The organism is Kitasatospora sp. NPDC018058 (genome assembly GCF_044327205.1).
In the GTDB taxonomy this organism is placed as follows: Bacteria; Actinomycetota; Actinomycetes; order Streptomycetales; family Streptomycetaceae; genus Kitasatospora.
Genome location: NZ_JBIRFA010000003.1, coordinates 23,408 through 43,489 on the forward strand (window position 1 = coordinate 23,408; position 20,082 = coordinate 43,489).

At 73.0% G+C, this 20,082-nt stretch carries 17 protein-coding genes; 8 read left to right on the plus strand and 9 right to left on the minus strand.

Annotation, left to right across the window (positions count from 1 at the left end):
• Window positions 1-45: 45 nt before the first annotated feature.
• On the minus strand, window positions 46-1,326 hold the full coding sequence (locus ACH4E7_RS05030) for an extracellular solute-binding protein (protein WP_396247595.1): 1,281 nt from the start codon (window positions 1,324-1,326) through the stop codon (window positions 46-48).
• A 309-nt stretch (window positions 1,327-1,635) separates the two neighbouring features.
• Between ACH4E7_RS05030 and ACH4E7_RS05035 the strand changes: the two genes are divergently transcribed.
• Entirely contained in the window at window positions 1,636-2,157 is a 522-nt protein-coding gene (locus tag ACH4E7_RS05035; RefSeq protein WP_396247596.1) for a GNAT family N-acetyltransferase, read from the plus strand.
• A 34-nt stretch (window positions 2,158-2,191) separates the two neighbouring features.
• Here ACH4E7_RS05035 and ACH4E7_RS05040 read toward each other — a convergent pair whose 3' ends face one another.
• Window positions 2,192-3,256, minus strand: a complete 1,065-nt coding sequence (locus ACH4E7_RS05040) for an aldose epimerase family protein (RefSeq protein ID WP_396247597.1) — start codon at window positions 3,254-3,256, stop codon at window positions 2,192-2,194.
• Between the two features lie 188 nt (window positions 3,257-3,444).
• Window positions 3,445-6,435: an ATP-binding protein gene (locus ACH4E7_RS05045; protein WP_396247598.1), complete on the minus strand. Its 2,991-nt coding sequence runs from the start codon at window positions 6,433-6,435 to the stop codon at window positions 3,445-3,447.
• 336 nt (window positions 6,436-6,771) lie between these two features.
• On the opposite strand from ACH4E7_RS05045, the gene ACH4E7_RS05050 reads away from it, so the two are divergent.
• From ACH4E7_RS05050 to ACH4E7_RS05060, 3 genes are all read left to right on the plus strand, one after another.
• Entirely contained in the window at window positions 6,772-7,719 is a 948-nt protein-coding gene (locus ACH4E7_RS05050) for a terpene cyclase (RefSeq protein ID WP_396247599.1), read from the plus strand.
• Between the two features lie 491 nt (window positions 7,720-8,210).
• The gene (locus ACH4E7_RS05055; protein WP_396247600.1) at window positions 8,211-9,734 is read left to right on the plus strand and encodes an aldehyde dehydrogenase family protein; all 1,524 of its coding nucleotides are present in this window, start codon (window positions 8,211-8,213) and stop codon (window positions 9,732-9,734) included.
• 218 nt (window positions 9,735-9,952) lie between these two features.
• Complete coding sequence (locus tag ACH4E7_RS05060; RefSeq protein WP_396247601.1) at window positions 9,953-10,276, plus strand: nuclear transport factor 2 family protein; 324 nt, start codon at window positions 9,953-9,955, stop codon at window positions 10,274-10,276.
• Between the two features lie 10 nt (window positions 10,277-10,286).
• On the opposite strand, the gene ACH4E7_RS05065 is transcribed toward ACH4E7_RS05060, so the two are convergent.
• Entirely contained in the window at window positions 10,287-11,507 is a 1,221-nt protein-coding gene (locus ACH4E7_RS05065; protein ID WP_396247602.1) for a serine hydrolase domain-containing protein, read from the minus strand.
• Between the two features lie 85 nt (window positions 11,508-11,592).
• Here ACH4E7_RS05065 and ACH4E7_RS05070 point away from each other — a divergent pair, with 85 nt between their 5' ends.
• From ACH4E7_RS05070 to ACH4E7_RS05080, 3 genes are all read left to right on the plus strand, one after another.
• Window positions 11,593-12,111, plus strand: a complete 519-nt coding sequence (locus ACH4E7_RS05070; protein WP_396247603.1) for an NUDIX hydrolase — start codon at window positions 11,593-11,595, stop codon at window positions 12,109-12,111.
• 55 nt (window positions 12,112-12,166) lie between these two features.
• Window positions 12,167-13,090 (plus strand): TetR/AcrR family transcriptional regulator, encoded by a 924-nt coding sequence (locus ACH4E7_RS05075; RefSeq protein WP_396247604.1) that lies wholly within the window; start codon window positions 12,167-12,169, stop codon window positions 13,088-13,090.
• 140 nt (window positions 13,091-13,230) lie between these two features.
• Complete coding sequence (locus ACH4E7_RS05080; RefSeq protein ID WP_396247605.1) at window positions 13,231-15,060, plus strand: hypothetical protein; 1,830 nt, start codon at window positions 13,231-13,233, stop codon at window positions 15,058-15,060.
• Between the two features lie 93 nt (window positions 15,061-15,153).
• On the opposite strand, the gene ACH4E7_RS05085 is transcribed toward ACH4E7_RS05080, so the two are convergent.
• A complete protein-coding gene (locus tag ACH4E7_RS05085) occupies window positions 15,154-16,185 on the minus strand; it encodes a TetR/AcrR family transcriptional regulator C-terminal domain-containing protein (RefSeq protein ID WP_396247882.1) in 1,032 nt (343 codons plus the stop codon).
• On the opposite strand from ACH4E7_RS05085, the gene ACH4E7_RS05090 reads away from it, so the two are divergent.
• Window positions 16,091-16,300, plus strand: coding sequence for a hypothetical protein (locus ACH4E7_RS05090; RefSeq protein WP_396247903.1), 210 nt, complete (start codon window positions 16,091-16,093; stop codon window positions 16,298-16,300). The two genes, ACH4E7_RS05085 and ACH4E7_RS05090, sit on opposite strands and share 95 nt — an antisense overlap.
• A 98-nt stretch (window positions 16,301-16,398) precedes the next feature.
• Here the strand turns inward: ACH4E7_RS05090 and ACH4E7_RS05095 are convergent, their stop codons facing one another.
• The 4 genes from ACH4E7_RS05095 to ACH4E7_RS05110 all read right to left on the minus strand — a co-directional run bounded on the left by ACH4E7_RS05095 (window position 16,399) and on the right by ACH4E7_RS05110 (window position 19,965).
• A complete protein-coding gene (locus ACH4E7_RS05095; RefSeq protein WP_396247606.1) occupies window positions 16,399-17,130 on the minus strand; it encodes a spermidine synthase in 732 nt (243 codons plus the stop codon).
• A gap of 207 nt (window positions 17,131-17,337) precedes the next feature.
• Window positions 17,338-18,387, minus strand: coding sequence for a YeiH family protein (locus ACH4E7_RS05100; RefSeq protein ID WP_396247883.1), 1,050 nt, complete (start codon window positions 18,385-18,387; stop codon window positions 17,338-17,340).
• A 14-nt stretch (window positions 18,388-18,401) separates the two neighbouring features.
• Window positions 18,402-18,983 (minus strand): cysteine dioxygenase, encoded by a 582-nt coding sequence (locus tag ACH4E7_RS05105; RefSeq protein WP_396247607.1) that lies wholly within the window; start codon window positions 18,981-18,983, stop codon window positions 18,402-18,404.
• Window positions 18,984-19,059: 76 nt separating this feature from the next.
• Window positions 19,060-19,965, minus strand: a complete 906-nt coding sequence (locus ACH4E7_RS05110; RefSeq protein WP_355670711.1) for a LysR family transcriptional regulator — start codon at window positions 19,963-19,965, stop codon at window positions 19,060-19,062.
• Between the last annotated feature and the right edge of the window lie 117 nt (window positions 19,966-20,082).

The following is a 20,082-nucleotide window of genomic DNA, read 5'->3' on the forward strand; positions in this document are numbered from 1 at the left end:
CCGACGGCCCGGCCTGCCGTTCGGTCGGCAGGCCGGGCGCGGGGACTACTTGGCGAAGCCCGGCAGGAGCTTGGCGTAGTCGGTGGAGACGGTGTTCAGCGCGTCCTGGGTGCTGGTGCCCTGGAGGGTCTTGCCCAGGTTCTCGCCGAGAGAGGCGAACAGCGAGCTGTACTCGGGCAGTTCGGGGCGGGGCTTGGCGCTGGTGAGGATGCTCTGGAAGCCGGCGATGCCCGGGTCGGCCTTGACGTCGGCGGTGAAGGCGTCGGAGCGGGTCGGCAGGGTGGAGTTCTTCTGCGCGATGAACGCCTGGCTCTCGGCCGAGGTCATGAAGGCGGCGAACTTCTCGGCGGCGGCCTTGTGGGCCTTGTCCGCACCGGCGTAGACCGAGATGTTGTGGCCGCCGGTGGGGGCGCCGGCCTTGCCACTGGAGCCGGCCGGGACGGGGGCGATGCCGAGGTTCTTCTTGTCGGCGAACGCGGCGCCCTTGTAGATGTTGGTGATCTCCCAGGGGCCCTGGATGATCGCCGCGACCTTGCCGCTGTTGAAGGCGTCCATCATGTGGGCGTAGGCGTCGGTGGTGACGTCGGCCTTGGCCATGCCGGGCGCGGTGAACATCGACTTGTAGGTCTCGATGCCCTTGACGGCCTCGGGCGAGGTGACGGTGATCTTCTTGCCGGCGGCGTCGACGGTGTCGGTGCCCTCGCCGAACAGGAACGGCATCGCGTAGTAGCCGTCCGCGGCCTTCAGCCAGAACCCGTCCACACCGGCCTTGTCCTTGAGGGTGGCGGCGTCGGTCTTCAGCTCGTCCCAGGTCTTGGGGGCGTCGGTGATGCCGGCCTTGGCGAACAGGTCCTTGTTGTAGAGGAAGCCGAGGGTGTCGGTGACCAGCGGGACGCCGTACAGCTTGCCGTCGTACTTGGCCTGCTGGATCAGGCTGGGCTGGAAGGTGGAGGTGTCGGCGGCGGCCGGAGTGCCGTCCAGCGGCTCCAGGAAGCCGGCCTTGGCGAAGGCGGCGGTCCAGCCGACCTCGGAGCGGAACACGTCCGGAGCGCCCTTGGCCCCCATGGCGGTCTGCAGCTTGTTCTGCGCCTGGTCGAACGGCACGTTGACGAAGTTGACCTTGATGTTCGGGTTGGCCGCCTCGAACTTCTTGGCCAGCTCCTGGTAGTTCGGAGCCTCGTTGGTGGCGTTCGACGTGTCCCAGTACGTGAGGGTGACCGGGCCGTCGGCCTTGCTGTCCGAACCGGAGCCGCCGCTGCTGCCACAGGCAGCCATCGAGGCCGCGAGGGCCACAACGAGGGCAGAGGCCGCGATGCCACGCCGCATGAGAACTCCTTGGGAGGGTGGGGGTGCCCGAGATGTTCGGAGACAGGCGCATAATGGCTGCCTCGTGCCGACCGCACCGTTGCTGCCGTCGGGCTCGGAAGGAAGTTAACAGCGGTGAAAGATCGACGGAAAGTCCTTGCAGCAAGTTTCTGCAAGAAATGGCGATCGTTACAGCCGCGTGTCCTGGACGTAGCCGCACGGTAGTTGACGGCTACGGCCAATGCCCCACTTCGCCCGATTCACCCCGGTCCCGGGTGACCGACAGTTCCACCGTGCGTGGCCGAATGGCGCTTGCAGCAGACTGGGCGCATGCGCATCAGAGCCGTCACCAGGGATGAACTGCCACTGCTGGTCGAGCTGGAGCGGGCCGCCGGAGCACCCTTCGCCGCGATCGGCATGCCGGAGATCGCCGAGGACGACCCGGGCACGCCCGAGGAACTCGCCCACTACCTCAACCACGGCATCGCCCTGGTCGCACAGGCCCCCGACGGGACGATCACCGGCTACCTGCTGGCCGAGCCGGTGGACGGCGCCCTGCACATCGAGCAGGTGTCGGTGCACCCCGACCACGCCCGCCGGGGCATCGGTCGGACGCTGATCGAGCACCTCGCCGGGCAGCAGGGCGCCGACGCCCCCGCGCTCACCCTGACCACCTTCGCGGACGTCCCCTGGAACGGCCCCTACTACGCCCGCTGCGGTTTCCGCCCGCTGGCCGACGCGGAGCTCACCCCGGGCCTGCGCGAGATCCGCCGCGGGGAGGCCGAGCACGGGCTGGACCGCTGGCCCCGGCTCTGCATGCGCCGGGACCTGCCCGGCGGCGCGGACGCCTAGTCGCGGTGCGGACAGTTAGTCGCGGCGCGGACGCCTAGTTGGTACCCAGCCGCAGCACCGTGGTCGAGCGGAACTCCTCCCCCGGCCGCAGCACGGTGCTCGGGAACGCCGGGTGGTGCGGGGAGTCCGGGAAGTGCTGGGTCTCCAGCGCGATCCCGGCGAACGGCCCGTACGGGACCCCGCTCGCGCCGGTGACCGCGCCCTGGAACTTGTTCGCCGTGTAGACCTGGATGCCCGGCTCGGTGGTCAGCACCTCCAGGGTGCGGCCGCTGACCGGGTCCTCCAGCAGCGCGGCCCGCGCCGGTCCGCCGTCCGCCGGACGGGCCCGCAGCACCCAGTTGTGGTCGTAGCCGCCGGGCCCGGCCAGCTGCGGGTGCTCGTCGTGCACCGACTTGCCGATCGGCGTGGCCACGGTGAAGTCGAAGGGGGTGCCGGCCACCGGCTCGGTCCGCCCGTACGGGATCTGCCGCTCGTCGGCCGGGGTGTACTCGTCGGCGTCCAGGGTGAGCAGGTGGCCCAGGACGTCGCCGCTGCCCTCACCGGCGAGGTTGAAGTAGGCGTGGTTGGTCAGGTTGACGACTGTCGGCTTGCTGGTCACCGCGTGGTACGCGATCACCAGCTCGCCGCCCGCGTCCAGGGTGTAGGAGACCGTGACGTCCAGCCCGCCCGGGAAGCCCTGGTCGCCGTCCGGGCTGTGCAGCCGCAGCCGCACCCCGCCCTCGATCGGTTCGGCCGCCCACATCCGCTGGGCGAAGCCGTCCGGTCCGCCGTGGATGGTGAGCCCGCCGCCGGTCGGGGCGAGCGGGTGCTCCTCGCCGTCGATGGTGACCTCGGAGCCGTCGATCCGGTTGGCGTACCGGCCGACCACCGTGCCGTAGTGCCGCGCCGGGCCCAGGATCTGACCCAACTGATCGGTGGACAGCAGCAGTTGGGCCGTGCGGCCGGTGCGGTCCGGCGCGCTCAGGGTGTGCAGGGTGGCGCCGAGGGTGAGCACGCTCGCCTCGTACGGACCGGCGGTGAGCGTCCAGCGCTGGATCGCGGCGCCCGCGCCCGAGGGTTCGAGGGGTTCCCGCCGCACGCCGGTGGCTTCGCTCGCCATGCCTGCTCCTCACTGGCGACCGCGCCGCCGCCTCCGCCCGGTTCCGGGTCCGTCCATCCGTCAGGAGGCGCTGCCGCAGCCCCCGTGGTGTCCGTCAGCCTAGCGAGGGAGGCGGTAGCGGGGGCGCTCCCACGCCTCCGCGCGCCGCCCGGACGCCACTGTCAGCCGCCCCCCTCGCCGGGCCGCCGCTACTCCCCCTGTTCCTCGCGCGGCTGGGCCGGCATCCCCAACGCCGAGGCGAGGCCGTCCGGTCCGCTGCCCGCCTTGCGGTAGACCGCTGCCAGCCGCCGGTTGACCAGGCTCAGCTGCACCCCCAGCTCGTCGGCGATCCGCTGCGGCGGCACGCCCTGCGCGGCGCGCTTGGCGACCTCCCACTCGGGCCCGCTGAGCGTGTCCCGGAAATCGCGCTTCTCCAGCCGGTTGGGCCGCAGGCCGTAGTTGGCCAGCTCCCGCCGGGCCTGGTCGACCAGCTTCTCCGCCGAACAGTGCTGGGCCAGCTCGATGCCCTGGTACAGGTACTCCTGGGCATCCTCCAGCCGCCCGACCCGGCGCAGCGCAGCGCCCAGGTCGACCAGCGCGACGGCGTGCTCGTAGGCGGCCGGGGACTGCCCCAGGTGCTCCACGGCCTGCTCCAGCAGCTCGACCGCCTGCTCGCCGTTCTCGACCTGCGCCTGCAGCCGCAGCGCGCCGCCGATCGCCGAGGCGGTGCCGAAGCCGCGCGCGTCCTGAACGGCTTTCTGGGCGTAACCACGGGCGCGCTCGGGCTCGTCGTCCGAGATCGCGATGGCCAGGTGCCCGGCCCAGGGCGCCCAGACGGTGTTGTGCCAGCCGCGGATCTCCAGCTGGGCGCCGGCCTCGGTGAGCGCGGCGGCCGCGCCCGCGTGGCGCTTCTTGGCGATCAGCAGCTTGCCGTACAGCGAGGCCGCGTCCGGCAGCACCATCGCGGTGGCGTGGTACGGCGGGTGGAAGCCGAACTCGTTGGCCAGCGTCCAGGCCTCCTCGACCCGGCCGCGGGCGATCAGGGTGTCCACCAGCACGCCGACCGCGTCCCAGGCCAGCGGCAGCTTCTTGCCGACCCGCTCGGAGATGCGGTGGGCCCGGCGCAGGAAGTCCTCGGCCTCGGCGAGCAGGCCGCGGCGGAACCGGGCCAGGCCCATCAGGAAGTACGCGAAGCCCCGGTGGGCGCCGCTCCAACCGGCGATCTCGAACTGGATGATGGCGTCCGCGAACAGCCGCTCGGCCTGGGCGATGCGGTCGTTGTAGATGTAGGTGAGGCCGAGCATCGAGGGCAGTTCGAAGCCCCAGGTGGTGTCGGTCCAGCCGAGGCCCTTGGGCAGCCGGCCGCCTTCGAGGACCTCGTCGGCGAGCGCGAGCGCCTCGGAGGAGGGCTCGCCGCGCAGGGTCAGGTCCCAGGCGCGCATGGCGAGTACCGCCCGGTCGGCGGCCTCGCGGCCGGCCAGGCTCCGGCACATCTCGCCCAGCCGGGCGGAACGGCCGGGGCCGTCCTCCTCGGACTTGCGGAAGGCGTGCCACATGAACGAGGCGGCCTGGAGGCGCTGCTGCCCGGCCGGGTCGTCGGTCTGCCCGGCCTCCTGCTGGCAGACCAGCGCGGCCTGGCCCAGCTCGCCGCTGTGGGCGAGCACCTCGGAGAGCCGGAAGGTGGCGTCCACCCGCAGTTCGGGACGCAGCGGCACCTCGTCGGGGTCGAGCGCGAGCTTGAGCTGGTTGACGGTGGCGACCGGGTCGGTGAGCAGTGCGGAGCAGCCGAGTTCGTACAGCACCTCGGCCTTGATCGCGTCGGCGGGCGGCTCGTTGAGCGCGCGGTGCAGACAGCGCTGGGCGGCCTCGGGGGCGCCGATCAGCTGGTGTTCGACGGCGGCGCGGCGCAGCTTCTTGACGATCCGGTCGTCGCCCTCGCCGGAGTGGGTCTCGACCAGGTGGCGGGAGGCGGCGAGCAGGCCGAGTCCGGCGTTCTCGATCTCGGCGGCGGCGATGCCGTGCATGCCGAGGCGGGTGGCCTCCGGCATGGTGTTGTAGATGGAGCTGGCGATCAGCGGGTGGACGAACTCCAGGTTCCCGCTGGGGGCCTGGGTGAGCACGCGCTGCTTGCGCAGTTGCTTGATGGAGTCGCGCGCGCCCTCGGTGCTCTGGGTGGAGATCCGGGTGGCGAGGTCGACCCGGATGTCGGTGCCCAGCATGGCGCAGGCCCAGGCGAAGCGCAGGGTGCTGGCGCCGAGCCGGTCCAGCCAGCTCTTGAGGGTCATCCCGGCGGCGTCGACGGCGAGTTCGCGCAGCTGTCGGGAGTTCTCCTCGACCGGTTCGAGGTCCTGGTCGCGGACCTGGTCGAGCAGGGCGACGACCTCGAAGGGGTTGCCGTTGACGACGTTCCAGAACTCGTAGCAGAAGGCGTCCTCGGCCTTGTCGCCGAGTTCGGCGCGGATCATGTCGGTGACGGAGCTGAGGTTGAGCCGGTTGAGTTCGTGCTTGCGCCCCTTGAGGCCGAGGATGTCCCGTCGGAGGTCCTGGGTCTCGGTGGGCCAGTCGTTCTCGTCCTCGCGGAAGGCGAAGACGAGCAGGACGGGCAGTTCGCCGGAGCGGACGGCGAACTTGGCGAGCCAGGAGAGGGATTCGGCGTCGGCCCAGTGCAGGTCGTCGACGATCATCACCATCGGCGCACGGCGTGGTGCGAGCTGGGTCAGCACGTAGTCGAGGCCGTCGCGCACGCCCTGGGGGTCGAGCCGGCGGGCACCGGCCTTGGGCTGCTTGAGGCCCATGGCCGGTCCGACGACCTCCTCCCAGGTACCCATGACCTGGCGGAACTCGTCCGCGCTCAGATCGCTGAGCACGGGCTGGAGCAGCTGGCGCAGCACGTGGTACGGCTCCTTGAACTGCCGTTCACCGCCTCGGGCGAACAGCACGCAGGTGCCCTCGCGGAGTTTGGCGATCCGTCGGACCTCGTGCAGCAGACTGGTCTTGCCGATGCCCGGGCGGCCGGAGAATGCCAGCAGGTCGCCGATCTCGGTGCCGCCGGTGGCGAATTCGCGGCAGAGCCGGTCGATGGCCGCTTCCACCGACCGCAGTTCGGCGTCGCGGTCGCGCAGCCTGACCCGGGGCGCGGCGCCGTCGCCGTCCCGGCCGGAACCGGTTCCCGTCCGAAGTTCGTTGTCCTGCTCGGTCACCGTCGCGCCTCCGCCTCACCCGCCAGCGGCGCGGCTCGACCACTGCTCGTGGGAGCCGCTCCGTCACTGTTCGTGGAGCCGAGGTTAGCGCCGTGCGTGGCTCGCTGTGCGGCATTCGCCCAGGCTGGCGCGGACGGTGAGGGTTCGGAGGGCTTGCCAAGGGCAATTGCCCTATATCCCTAACGTCCGATCATTGCATCAGATACCCTACGGCCCGCGAGGCGCTGATGATCTTGCACAGCCACCCTCACCTTCCCAGCCTCGCCGCGTCAACTCCCCCCACGGCCAATGATCGAACCACAAGCGCCCCCCACCCTCCGCTGCACCGGGAGTCCGATGTCTGACGACACCTCACTTCAGATTCCGTTCCCGTACCGCCGCAGTCCGCACGGCCCGTACGCCACCAAGCTGCACCGGGACTGGCTGATCCGCCACCCGCTGCTCCCCGACGCCGACCACCCCGGCTACGCCCACTGGGAGGTGGTCGACCTCGCCGCACTCGGCTACCCGGACGCCGGCCCGGACGAACTCGTCCTGGCGGCCGACCTGATGGGCTTCTACTTCCTCTTCGACGACCAGTTCGACGGCCCGCTCGGCCGTCGGCCCACCGAGGTCGCCCCGATCTGCGAGCGGTTGATCGCCGTCCTGCACGGCGCGCGCCCCGACCCGGACTCCGCCGTCGAGGCCGCCTTCGCAGACCTGTGGAACCGCAGCGTGCACGGCATGCCGGCCCGCTGGCAGGCCCGCGCGGCCTACAACTGGGAGTACTACTTCGCCAGCCACCCGGCCGAGGCGGCGGGCCGGATCTCGGCGCGGCCGCCGGACCGGGCCGGCTACCTCGAACTCAGACGGGGCACCGCGGCGATGGAGACCATCTTCGACATGGTCGAGCGGCTCGGCCAGTTCGAGGTCCCCGCCGCCGTCCTGCACCACCCGGTGCTGCGTCAACTCCGGCAGCTGGCAGCCGACATACCGTCGCTCAGCAACGACGTGCGGTCCTTCCCGCTGGAGGCGCCGCGCGGGGACGTCAACAACCTGGTCATGATCGTCCAGCGTGAGCGCCGCTGCTCGGCCGAGGAGGCCTGTGCGGTGGTGATGGCGGAGGCCCAGCTGATGGTCGAGCGCTGCGCCGAGCTGCACGAGCGGCTGCCGGACGTCTACCGCGAGCTGAGCCTGTCCCGGATCGAGTGCGCGATCGCCCAGCGGTACGCGGAAGGACTGCTCACCTGGCTGGCGGGCTACCTGAGTTGGGAGGCCCGCACCGGCCGGTACCACGTGGTCTGACGCACGCCCCCGGCAGGCGCCACGACGACCGGAACGCACACCCTCCGTATGATGCGAGCGAACAGACCGTAGCCGCGCCCGCGTTCGGCGGCTATCGTGCTCACGGTGGACGCCCCCGGCGGGGCGCCCGACCCGTACGGGCACTCCACACGCTCCGGCCGGACCGCCCCCCCCCCCCCGGAGGGGAGGTCCGGCACGCCACCCCGGCCACGATCGGGCGGCGCCCGACGTCGCGAGGAGACACAGAGCTTGACGTCCCCCTCCGGTCGAACCCGGAGAAGTCCAACCCTCTCGGGTGGGACCTTCCGCTTCACGGCCGGTCGCCGACCCGGGGTTGCCGGCAGAGGGGCGGCGCGCCGCCCATCGGTCGTACATCGGCTCCACGGACCCGACTTCCCGCCGGCCCGGCGGCAGGTGGGGCCGGGGCTTGGTTCCCGCTCCGGCCGGACGCAACCAGATCATCACGCCAAGTGATCACTCGGAGGTATCAGATGACGGTCTACCAGCCCCCCGGCGCGCCCGGCAGCATCGTCGCCTACCGCTCCCGGTACGAGCACTGGATCAACGGCGCCTGGACGCCCCCGGTGCGCGGCGAGTACTTCGGCGACCCGACCCCGGTCACCGGCGAGGTGTTCACCGAGGTGGCCCGCGGCACCGCCGAGGACATCGAGGCAGCCCTGGACGCGGCCCACGCCGCCGCGCCGGCCTGGGGCCGCACCTCCGCCGCCGACCGGGCGCAGGTGCTGCTGCGGATGGCCGACCGGATGGAGGCCAACCTGGAGCAGCTGGCCGTCGCGGAGAGCTGGGAGAACGGCAAGCCGGTGCGCGAGACGCTGGCCGCCGACCTCCCGCTCGCCGTCGACCACCTGCGCTACTTCGCCGGTGCGCTGCGGGCCCAGGAGGGCACCCTCTCCCAGCTGGACGAGGACACCGTGGCGTACCACTTCCACGAGCCGCTGGGCGTGATCGGCCAGATCATCCCGTGGAACTTCCCGATCCTCATGGCGGTGTGGAAGCTGGCCCCGGCACTGGCGGCCGGCAACGCGGTGGTGCTCAAGCCCGCCGAGCAGACCCCGGCCTCGGTGCTGCTGCTGGCCGAGCTGACCGCCGACCTCCTGCCGCCCGGCGTGGTCAACATCGTCACCGGTTTCGGCGAGGAGGCCGGCGCCCCGCTGGCCGCCAGCAAGCGGGTGCGCAAGCTCGCCTTCACCGGCGAGACCGGCACCGGCCGGCTGATCTCCCGCGCCGCCGCCGACAACCTGATCCCGGTCACCCTGGAGCTCGGCGGCAAGAGCCCCAACCTGTTCTTCGCGGACGTCGCCGCTGCCGACGACGCCTTCTACGACAAGGCCGTCGAGGGCTTCGCGATGTTCGCCCTCAACCAGGGCGAGGTCTGCACCTGCCCCAGCCGCGCGCTGATCGAGTCCTCGGTCTACGAGCGACTGCTCGGCGACGGCCTGGAGCGGGTGCGCACGATGCGCCAGGGCAACCCGCTGGACACCGACACCCAGATCGGCGCGCAGGCCAGCGTCGAACAGCTGAAGAAGATCCTCTCCTACTTCGAGATCGGCCAGGCCGAGGGCGCCAAGGTCCTGGTCGGCGGCGAGCGGGCCGACCTCGGCGGCTCGCTGGCCGGCGGGTACTACGTGACGCCGACGGTCTTCGAGGGCGTCAACAGCATGCGGGTCTTCCAGGAGGAGATCTTCGGCCCGGTCGTCTCGGTCACCCGCTTCGACGGCTTCGACGAGGCCGTCACGCTCGCCAACGACACCCAGTACGGGCTCGGCGCGGGCGTGTGGACCCGCGACATCAACACCGCCCACCGGGCCGGACGCGCCATCCAGGCGGGCCGGGTCTGGACGAACTGCTACCACGCCTACCCGGCCCACGCGGCCTTCGGCGGCTACAAGAACTCCGGTATCGGCCGGGAGAACCACAAGGCGCTGCTGGAGCACTACCAGCAGACCAAGAACCTGCTGGTCAGCTACTCCCCCGACGCGGTCGGCTTCTTCTAGGCCGCCCCTGGACAGGAGTGGAGCGGGAAGCCCGGGCCGGGCCTCCCGCTCCACCGCCACTCCCCGTGGCGGGCTTGGCCGGCAAATCGCCTGTTCCGGGATCCAAGCACAAGAATCCCCCGATTTTGCCGACGCGCCGCCGACATGCCCGGACGCCCCGCGCGAACGCCGTAGACAGGACTCCCCAGTCCGCTCATCCCCGTTGGGAGTCCCGGCCGATGACCATCGCCCCCGCCAAGCTCACCGACCCCGCTGTCCGCGCCTTCGTCACCGCGGTCAACGCGGGCGACCGCGACGCCTTCTTCGCCCTGCTCGCCCCGGACGCGACCATGTCCGACGACGGGTCGGAGCGCAGTCTGGCGGACTGGGTCGACCGGGAGATCTTCGGCCCGAACGGCCGGATGGACGTCCAGAGCGAGGCGAGCGGGGGCCACGCCCTGGTCGCCAACTTCACCAACGAGACCTGGGGTGAGATGCGCACCGCCTGGCGCTTCACCGTCGACGGCGGGAAGATCAGCCGCTTCGAGACCGGCCAGGCGTAGCCGACCGCCCTCAGGAGAGCCCCAGGCACCCCCGCACCGCGCGGATCAGGTTGCGCGAACGCACGTCCCCCGTCACGCCCGGCTGCATGCTGTTGGTGACGTACCCGAAACCCAGCCCGAGGTCCGGGTCGGCGAAGCCCAGCGAACCGCCCCGGCCGGGGTGGCCGAAGCTCGCCGGGGAGGCCATCGGCGCGGTCGGGCCGTGCCGCCAGAAGCCCAGGCCGAAGGTGGAGTTGACGATCAGCACCCGGTCCGGGCCGTTCACCGTCGGCCCGACCGCGTGGGCCAGCACCTCCGGGCCGAGCAGCGGAGGCAGCAGCGCGCCGGAGCCGTCCGGTCGGTCGGCCGCGCCGATCAGCGCCGCGTAGAACCGGGCCAGTGAACGGGCGGTGCCGATGCCGCCCGCGCCGGGGATCTCGGCGGCCTGCACCGCCGGGTCGTTGAGGTCCACCCCGGGGCGCACCGAGGCGAAGGAGCGGGCGGTCAGCGAGGTCGGGTCCTGGTAGGCGTCCCGGACGGACTGCTTGGGCCGCAGCCGCAGCCCGCTCGGGCCGGTCCGGGCCGCCTCCGGGGCGGGCAGGTCCACCAGCTTGCCGACCCGGGGCGCGGCTCCGGCCGGCAGCCCGATCCACAGGTCCAGCCCGAGCGGCCGGGCGACCTCCTCGGCGAAGTACTGTCCGATCGTCCGACCGCTCACCCGCCGCACCACCTCGCCGACCAGCCAGCCGAAGGTGTACGGGTGGTAGCCGTGCGCGGTGCCGGGCTCCCAGGCGGGCGCCTGCGCGGCCACGGCGGCGGCCGCGCGCTCCCAGGTCAGCACGTCCTCCAGGCGCAGCGGCACGTCCAACGCGGGCACCCCGACCTGGTGCGACAGCAGCCAGCGCACCGGCACGTCGCCCTTGCCCTGCGCCGCGAACTCCGGCCAGTACGAGGCCGTCGGCGCGTCCAGGTCGAGCAGGCCCCGCTCGGCCAGCAGCAGCGCGGTGGTCGCGGTCAGGCCCTTGGTGACCGAGCGCAGCACCTGGGCGGTGTCCGCCGTCCACGGCACCGCTGGCGCGGGCCGCCCGCCGACCTCGGGCCGGGCATCGCCGCCCCACAGGTCGACCACCTTGCGGCCACGCACGTACAGCGCGAAGGCCGCGCCGAGCTCGCCGTACTCGACGAAGTTCCGCGCGAAGGCCGCCCGTACGGGCTCGAACCCCTCGGCCGTCCCGCCCCAGATCTCCACCACCGCGTGCCGCCCTCAGGTCGTTCGCCGCCATCCGATTCCTCGATCCCGCGTTCGAAGCGGGCCCGGAAACCCTAACCTGTCGGACATGACCAACCCTGCCGAAGAACTGCTGGACATCGTCGACGAGCACGACCGGGTGATCGGGACCGCCCTGCGCGGGGAGGTGTACCGCCAGGGGCTGACCCACCGCTGCGTCTTCATCATGGTCCGCGACCCGGCCGGCCGGATCTTCGTCCACCGCCGCACCGACACCAAGCTGTTCGCCCCCGGCGCGTACGACATGTGGGTCGGCGGCGTGGTCGGCTCCGGCGAGACCTACGCCGAGGCCGCCGTCCGCGAGGCAGAGGAGGAGCTCGGCGTCCGCGGCATCACCCCGCGCCCGCTGTTCAAGTTCCTCTTCCGGGAGCCCGACGGCGGCAAGCTCTCCTGGTGGTGCGACATGTACGAGGCCGAGTGGAGCGGCCCGGTCTCCCCGCAGGAGTCCGAGGTCGCCTGGCACGCCTGGCTCACCCCCGAGGAACTGGCGGAGCGCCTCGCCCGCGACACCTTCGTCACCGACGGCCGCGAGGCCTACCGCCGCTACCTGGAGCTCCGGGCCGGGTAGACCGGCCGCCCAGGCCGCATGGGCCCCCGGGCCGCCGCCGGATAGGCTGACGCGCATGGCCTCCCGTACGCCGTCGCCGACGGCCGACCGCACAGCACGGACCGCCGCCGCAGCATCCGGCCGGGCGGCGGCGGGTGAGCGGCCGCGCCGCCGGCTGAGCGTGGACGAGCGGCGGGAGCAGCTGATCGCCGTGGCACTGGAGCTGTTCAGCCGGCGCCCGCCGGAGGAGGTGTCGATCGACGACATCGCCGCCGCCGCGGGCGCCTCCCGGCCGCTGGTGTACCACTACTTCCCGGGCAAGCAGGCGCTGTACGAGGCCTCGCTGCGGCGGGCCGGGCGGGAGCTTTCGGCGCGCTTCGAGGAGCCGATGGAGGGGCCGCTGTCCGAGCGGCTGTACCGGGTGATGGGCCGCTACCTGGACTTCGTGCAGAGCCACGGGCCGGGCTTCGCCGCGCTGCTGCGGGGCGGCTCGGTGGCGGCCAGCGCGGGCACCTCGGCGGTGATCGACGACGTGCGCCGGGCCGCGCACGACCAGATCCTCGCCCACCTGGCGATCCCGGCACCGAGCCCCGGGCTGCGGCTGACCGTCCGGGCCTGGATCGCCAACGCCGAGATCACCTCGTTGGAGTGGTTGGCCGAGCGCTCGGTGCCGCTGGAGGAGCTGCAGCTGCACCTGGTGCAGGAGTTCGTCGCCTCGCTCACCCTCACCGCCGCCCGGGAGCCGGCCCTCGCCGCCGAACTGTCCTCCTTCTTCACAGACGAGCGCCCCGACGGGCCGACCGGGCGCCTGGTCCAGGACCTCGCCGGGCTGTTCGCCGTCCCCGGCATCCTCGACGCCGTCACCGCGCTGACCACCGGAGCACCGACCACTGAAGCACCGGCCACCGACGGACCGGCCACCGGCGGACCGGCCTCCGCGCCCGTGGACGAACCGTCCGCGCAGGCCACCGAGGGCTGGGCCGCGGCCTCCGACGAATGATCATCGGGTGATCCTGCGGTTCGGCGACGACGGTGGGCTCTGATAGGAATGGGCGGGGATCTGACGGCACGCCGCCCGGGCGGGCCCGGTCCCACCCGAAACCACCGACGGCAGACGGAGCAGAGCGGGGGGCTCACCAGTTGACCCAGGACGTCCAGTTCAGCGCGGAGGCCAACCCCTTCGCGGCGGCCGAGCAGGTCTGCGCGACCCTCGGCACACTCACCGACGCCCTCTTCGACGAGCACACCTCGCGCCACCCGGCGGCCTCGCTGAGCGCCCTGCGGACGGCCGGGCACCCCGCCGCCGAGGCGCTGTTCGGCCTGCCGCTGGCCCCCAACGGGCCGGTGTACGAGGCCCTCGACCGGCTCGGCACGGTGATCACCGTCGGAACCGCCCGCCCGGGCACCGGCGTCCCGGTCGCCGACCGGGTGACCACCGCGCTGCAGAACCGCTACGGCGGCGGAGCGGTGCGCGGCGCCATCGCGGACCGGGGCACCACCTCGGCCGCGCTGTTCCAGCTGCCGGTCACCGGTGAGTTCGCCGACGCCAAGCTGCGCCCGCCGTTCGCCCCGGCGCTGGCCGCGCTCGCGGCCGGGCAGCAGACCCGGCAGCCGGTCGAACTGGCCACCGGCGCGGGCACCGAGGTCCGACTGGTCGTCCCGCCTGGCTTCCACCCGCTGACCTCCCCCGGCGGGCCCGCCGGGGTCTCCGCCCGTACGGTGCCCGCGCTTCCGGACGGCGGCGACGGCGCCGATCGGGCCGCCGCGGCGGCGGCCGCCGAACTGACCGAGCACCTGGCCGAGGTGGCCGAGGAGCTGTTCAGCGCCACCGGCCCGGAGCCGCGCCGCGACTTCGCGGTGATCTCCGCGACCCTGACCGACCTGATCCAGGACGCGGGCGTCTGCTACGCGGGCGTGTGCGCGCTGGAGTCGGACGGACGCCGCTCGGACGCCTCCCTGGTCGTCTCGCTCGCCCGGCACCCGCTGCCGATCAGCGAGCTCGCCACCGAGCTGGCCACCGTCCGGCGGCACGCCGAGGTGTGGACGGTGCTGCTGCCGGCCGGACCGGCCGCCGTCCTGGTCGAGGGGCGGACCGTCCCGGTGCCCGGACCGCTGGCCGCCGACGGGCAGCGGCGCTGGGTGGTCACCTCGGTCGTCCAGGCCTTCGTCCCGCTGCCGGGCGGCGGATCGGTGCTGTGTGCCCAGCTGTCCACGGCGCGGCCGGAGGACTGGGAGCTGTACACGGAGGCGTTCGCGGAGCTGCTGAAGAGCATCCGGTTCGGCTGGGACGGCGAGGCGGCTGCGGCCGCGTCCGCGCCGGTTGCCCCGGCCGTCCCGATTGCCCCGGCCGTGCCGGTGTCGGCGCCCGCCGTTCCGGCCGCTCCGCCGACTGCCGCCCCCGTGGCGGAGGAGCCGGCGGAGAAGCCGGTGCACCTGCGTGGCACTCCGGTGCGCATCCCGCCCGCGGACTTCAACCCCTTCGCGCCGGAGGCGGCGGAGCCGACCGCCGAGGCCGGGGCCGTCGCGGTGGACGACGAGCTGCCGAAGGGCACGCCGGTGCTGATCCCGCCGCCGGACTTCGACCCCTTCGGCATGATGGGCTTCTCCAACGAGCCCACGCAGGAACCGGCCGCGCAGCCTGTCGGGGGTGCTGCGGCTCCCGACCCCTTCGGCACGACGATCGCCTCCGAGCAGAAGAGCGACCCGTTCGGCACCACCGTCGCCGCCCAGGGCCCGGCCGTCCCGCCGCCGCCCTCGGCGCCGCCGATCATCCCGGCCCAGGCAGCGCCCGCAGCGGACACCCCGGCGGCGAACGCGGCGGAGTCTGGTCCGGGCAAGGCCACCCCGGTGCTGATCCCGCCGCCGGACTTCGACCCCTTCGGCATGATGGGCTTCTCCAACGAGCCCACGCAGGAACCGGAGGCGAAGGACGAGGCCGACGCACAGCCGGAGCACCGGCCGTTCGGCTGACGGACGGGGAACGACGGCTGACGGCTGACAGACGACAGCTGACAACTAACAGATTTCAGATGTTGTTCGCTGAAATCCGTTAGTTGTCAGCTGTTACTCGTTTCGACCCCCGCCACCGCTCCCACCATCCACCACCCCTCCCCCGCGCGCCTCGATCAGCGCCGCCACCCCGTCCAACATCCGCACCATCCCGAAATCGAACAGCGCGTCCAGGCTCAGGTCGATCTCCGGCCCCCGGTTCAGCGCGTCGAACATCGGGAAGCGCTCCGGATCGGACATCAGCTGGTCGTGGTCCTCGTCGCCCAGCCGGTCCATCCACTCGTCCGCGGACATCCCGCTGTCCTGCTCGGCCTGCGCCTCCCGCTCGAAGTGGACGGCCAGCCCGCAGGTGTAGGCCGCCAGCGTCACTGCGGCCTGGGCCATCTCCTCCCAGGTCAGCCCCAGCCCGGCCAGCGCGGCCATCGCCCGTTCGGTGTGCAGCGCCGCGTCCGGCGCGAGCACCGGCCGGGTGAAGGACATCGTGGACGCCAGCCACGGGTGCCGCCGGTAGATCCGCCACTGCAGCCGCGAGACCTCCTCCAGCCCCGCCCGCCAACCCGGCGCCGGCGGGTCAGGCAGCGGCTGCTCACCGAAGACGGTGTCCATCATCAGCCGCAACAGCTCGTCCTTACCGGGCACATGACGGTAGAGCGACATGGTCGCGACCCCCAGTTCGGTGGCGACCCGGCGCATCGACAGCGCCGTCAGCCCCTCCTCGTCGGCCACCTGGATCGCCGTCGCGACGATCCGCTCCCGCCCCAGCTCCCGCTCCCCGCCCCGAGGCCGCCGCGCCCCCGACGCACCCGGCCCACCAGCCGCCCGCCCGGCCTCCCGAACCGGCGCCGAAGCGACAGCGGGACCGGCGGGAGCGACAGGAGCCGCCACCGGAGCCGAAACCGCGGGAGCCTCACGAGCTGCAGGAGCCGCAGGAGCCGCCACCACAGTCCCCACCCCCGGAACGGCCCGGACCAGCCCCTCCTCCCGCAGCCGGTTGAGCACCTTGGTCGCGGTGGCCATCGCCACCCCCCACTCCTGGGTGATCCGCCGAGTCGACGGCACCCGGGAGCCCGGCTTCAACTCCCCCACCGCGATCCGCCGCCGCAGCTCGGCCGCGATCCGCTCCGACGGCGTTCCGCTCACCACCACACCCACCACCGCCCGCTCGACCACCGCACTAGTGCACCGAAACCACACACGCTAGCAGTCGACCACCGGCCCGGGCGGGACCCAACCGGCACGACCCTCCGGCCAGTTGACAGTCCCCACGGACAACGGCCGCGCCCGGCCGCCCAGTTCGCCTCAGCCGGCCCGTCGCGCCAGGTGCACCACATCCGGCACACCCCGGCTGACCGGGACCTCATGGGTGGCGACATCCGAGAAGCCCGCCGCCCGCAGCGCCTCCTCGAAGGCCGGGGAGGGCTGCGCGCTCCACACCGCCAACACCCCGCCAGGCTGCAGCCGGTGCCACAGCGCCGCGAGCCCGTCCGCACCGTAGAGCCCGCTGTTGGAGTCGGTGACGGTCCAGTCCGGCCCGTTGTCGATGTCCAGGCACAGCGCGTGGTAGCGCTCCCCGTCGGCCGCCGCGAGGTACTCCAGCAGATCGGCGTGGAGCACCTCGACCCGCTCGTCCTCCAGTGCGCCGCCGGAGAAGGCGCCGAGCGGGCCGTTGCGGTGCCAGTCGATGATCGCGTTCTCCCGCTCGACGATCGCGATCCGCCCCCAGCGCGGTTCGGCCACCGCGTACGCGAGCGAGAATCCGACCCCGAGCCCGCCGATCAGCACCGACGGCCCGTTCGAGCCGCTGCCCGCGCCGTCACCCCCATCGCCCGTCCGGTCCAATTCGTCCAGTGCCGCCTGGATCAGCAGCCGCTCGGAACGGCCGTCCGCGGTGTCCATCAGGAAGCAGCCGTTGGCGATGATCTCGTAGTGCCGCCCGCGCTGCCGCAGCACCACCTCGCCGAACGGTCCCTCCCGTCGGTCGAGCGTGACGACGGCCTCGCGGCCGTCCCGTTCGGGCAGTGCGGTGGTCATGCGTCCTCCTCGACGTACTCGGCAACAGGACCGTACCGGTGCGGGCGATCATCCGCCCGACAATAGCCGAGTCCTCCCCGCCACCGGGTCCGGCGAGCAGCGAGGCCCGCGAAGCCCAGCCCGCGAAGCCCAGCCCGCGGAGCCCAGCCCGCGGAGCCCAGCCCGCGCGGCCCGGCCCGCGCGGCCCGGCCCGCAAGGCCGCGCCCGTCAGGTCGTGACCAGCACCCCCGCGTACGACACGCCCGCGACCACCACCCACGACCCGAGCCCGAGCAGCGCGATCCGCCCGCCCGTGCGCACCATCGTCGGCAGGTGCACCGCACTGCCGAGGCCGAACAGCGCGGCGGCCAGCAGCAGTTCCTGCGCGTCGCCGGCCAGGGTGAGCGCCCGCTCGGGCAGCACTCCGATGGTCCGCAGCACGATCATCGCGAGGAACCCGGCCACGAACAGCGGCACGATCGGCGGCCGGCTGCCGCTCTTCGCCTCACCCGTCGCAGCGGCCCCGCGCGCGTTGCGCCGCACCATCACGGCCACGCCCGCGACCAGCGGCGCCAGCAGCACCACCCGCATCAGCTTGACCAGCACGGCCTCGCGCAGCGCCGCCGCCCCGCCGGTCTGCGCGGTGGCGACCACCTGCCCGACGTCGTGCACGCTGGCACCGACCCAGCGCCCGAACTCCACCTCGCCGAGCCCCAGCGGGTGCTGGAGCAGCGGCAGCACGGCGATCGCCAGCGTCCCGCAGAGGGTGACCAGCGCGACCGAGGAGGCGACGTCCTCCTCCTCGCTGCCGGCCGCCTGGCTGACCGCGCCGATCGCCGAGGCCCCGCAGATCGAGTACCCGGTGGCGACCAGCAGCGGCTGGTCGCCGGGCAGTCCGAGCTTGCGGCCGAGCCACATCGTGCCGGCGAAGGTGGCCGCGACCACCGTGAGCACCATGGCGACGGTGGCCCAGCCGAGGCCGAGCACGTCGTCCAGGCTGAGCTTGAGCCCGAGCAGCACGATGCCGAGCCGCATCAGCCGCTTCCCGGCCGTGGACAGTCCCGGCCGGGCGACCCCGCGCACCACCGTGCGCAGCCCGGGCAGGTGGGCCGCCGCCATGCCGAGCACGACGGCGGCGGTGAGCTTGGGCACGGCGGGGACGACCGCGTGGACGCCCAGGGCGGCCGCCACGCCGACCGCGGCGAGCAGCAGGCCGGGGGCGTCCCCGCCGAGCGGGGGAAGTGAACGGGTGCGGGTGGCCCGCTCCCGGAGGGTCAGTGCCACGCCGCCGCTCACCGCTCCTGGTCGGCGGGGAGCCGGTAGACCCGCCGGATGCTGGTGCCGAGCCGCGAGATATCGGCGCCGTACACGTGGATGGAGATCGCCGTGCTGCTACAGGAGTTGCGGACCAGGTGGATGTCGCCGGGCGGGGCGAAGGCGGCGACCGTCCCGGCCGGGCCCGCCACGTGCTCGGTCTCGACCAGCCGCGCGCTGCGCCCGTCGGAGACCAGTCGGTAGCGGGTCTCGCTCTCCTGGCCCTGGTGGACGCCGGCCACGCACCAGGAGACGTGGTCGTGGATCGGGGTCTGCTGCCCGGGCAGCCAGACCAGGGCGACGACGGAGAAGCCGCCGTCCTCCTCGGCGTGCACGACGTGCTGGCGGTAGCACTGCGGGTCGCCCTCGCGCTGGGCGGGGGTGAGCAGCGCGTCCGGCCCGTCGGGGTCGGCGAGCAGGTGCGGGGCGAGGCGCTCGCCGACCAGGTAGGCGGTGAGCTCCGGGGGGAGTCCGCGGTCCACGACGGCGCGGATCTCACTGATCAGCGCGGTCATCCGCTCGGTGAGCCGGTCAGTGCCGACCGTGGCTGGGGGTGTCATGTCAGCAGGTTCGGACCTACCGACCTATCACGTCCAAGGAGGGTTCTTAAGCGATCCCTCCACTAGTGCTTATGGGTCAGCACCCGACCCGGCTCGCCGCCGCCTGCCGCAGGTGGTCCAGCACCAGCCCGGTGGCCGGGATCCGCCGGTGCTCGCTCAGCACATACGCGCTCACCTGCCGGCGCAGGTGGGGTTCGACGGCCCGCCCGGTGACCTTTCGGTGGCACATGAAGGAGAGCACCAGCGCGGGCATCAGCGCGATCCCGACCCCGGCGGCGACCAGGCTCTGCACCGCGAGGTTGTCGTCGGTGGAGAACACGATGTCCGGCGCGAAGCCCTCCTCCGCGCAGACGTGCAGCAGGTTGGCCCGACAGCGCGGACAGCCGGCGATCCAGCGCTCGCCGTCCAGGTCGGCGAGCCGTACGGCGTGTCGGCGGCCGAGCGGGTGCCCGACCGGCAGCAGCACGGTGAGCAGGTCCTCCATCAACGGGATCTCGTCCAGGCCGTCCGGCACCTCGGTCGCCCCGCCCGGATACCGGAAGGCCAGCGCGATGTCGCACTCGCCACGCAGCAGCCGCTGGACGGAGTCCGGCGGCTCGGCCTCCAGCAGTTCGACCCGGACGCCGGGGTGCTCGGCGAGCAGCCGGGCCATCGCCTCGGGTATCAGGGTGGCGTTGGCGCTGGGGAAGGCGCAGACCCGCACCCGCCCGGCGCGCAGCCGGGCGAGCGCGGCGAGCTGCTGCTGGGCGGCGGAGAGGCTGCCGAGGATCAGCTCCGCGTGCCGGGAGAGCGCCTCGCCCGCCTCGGTGAGCCGCAGACCGCGCCCGGCGCGGGTGAACAGCGGAACGCCGACGCTGCGTTCGAGCGCCTTCATCTGCTGGGTGATGGCGGGCTGGGTGTAGCCGAGTTCCCGGGCCGCGGCCGAGTACGAACCGGCCCGGACCACCTCGTGGAACGTCCTGATGTGCCGTGAGTCGAACACCGGCTCCATGGCCCCTCCGCCCGGTCGTCGTCGCCTTCCCCGCAATCATAAGAGGAATTTGGAGGTATCGACCCAGGCCTCACCCGCACCTATGGTTCAGTCCCGAACCAAGCCTCC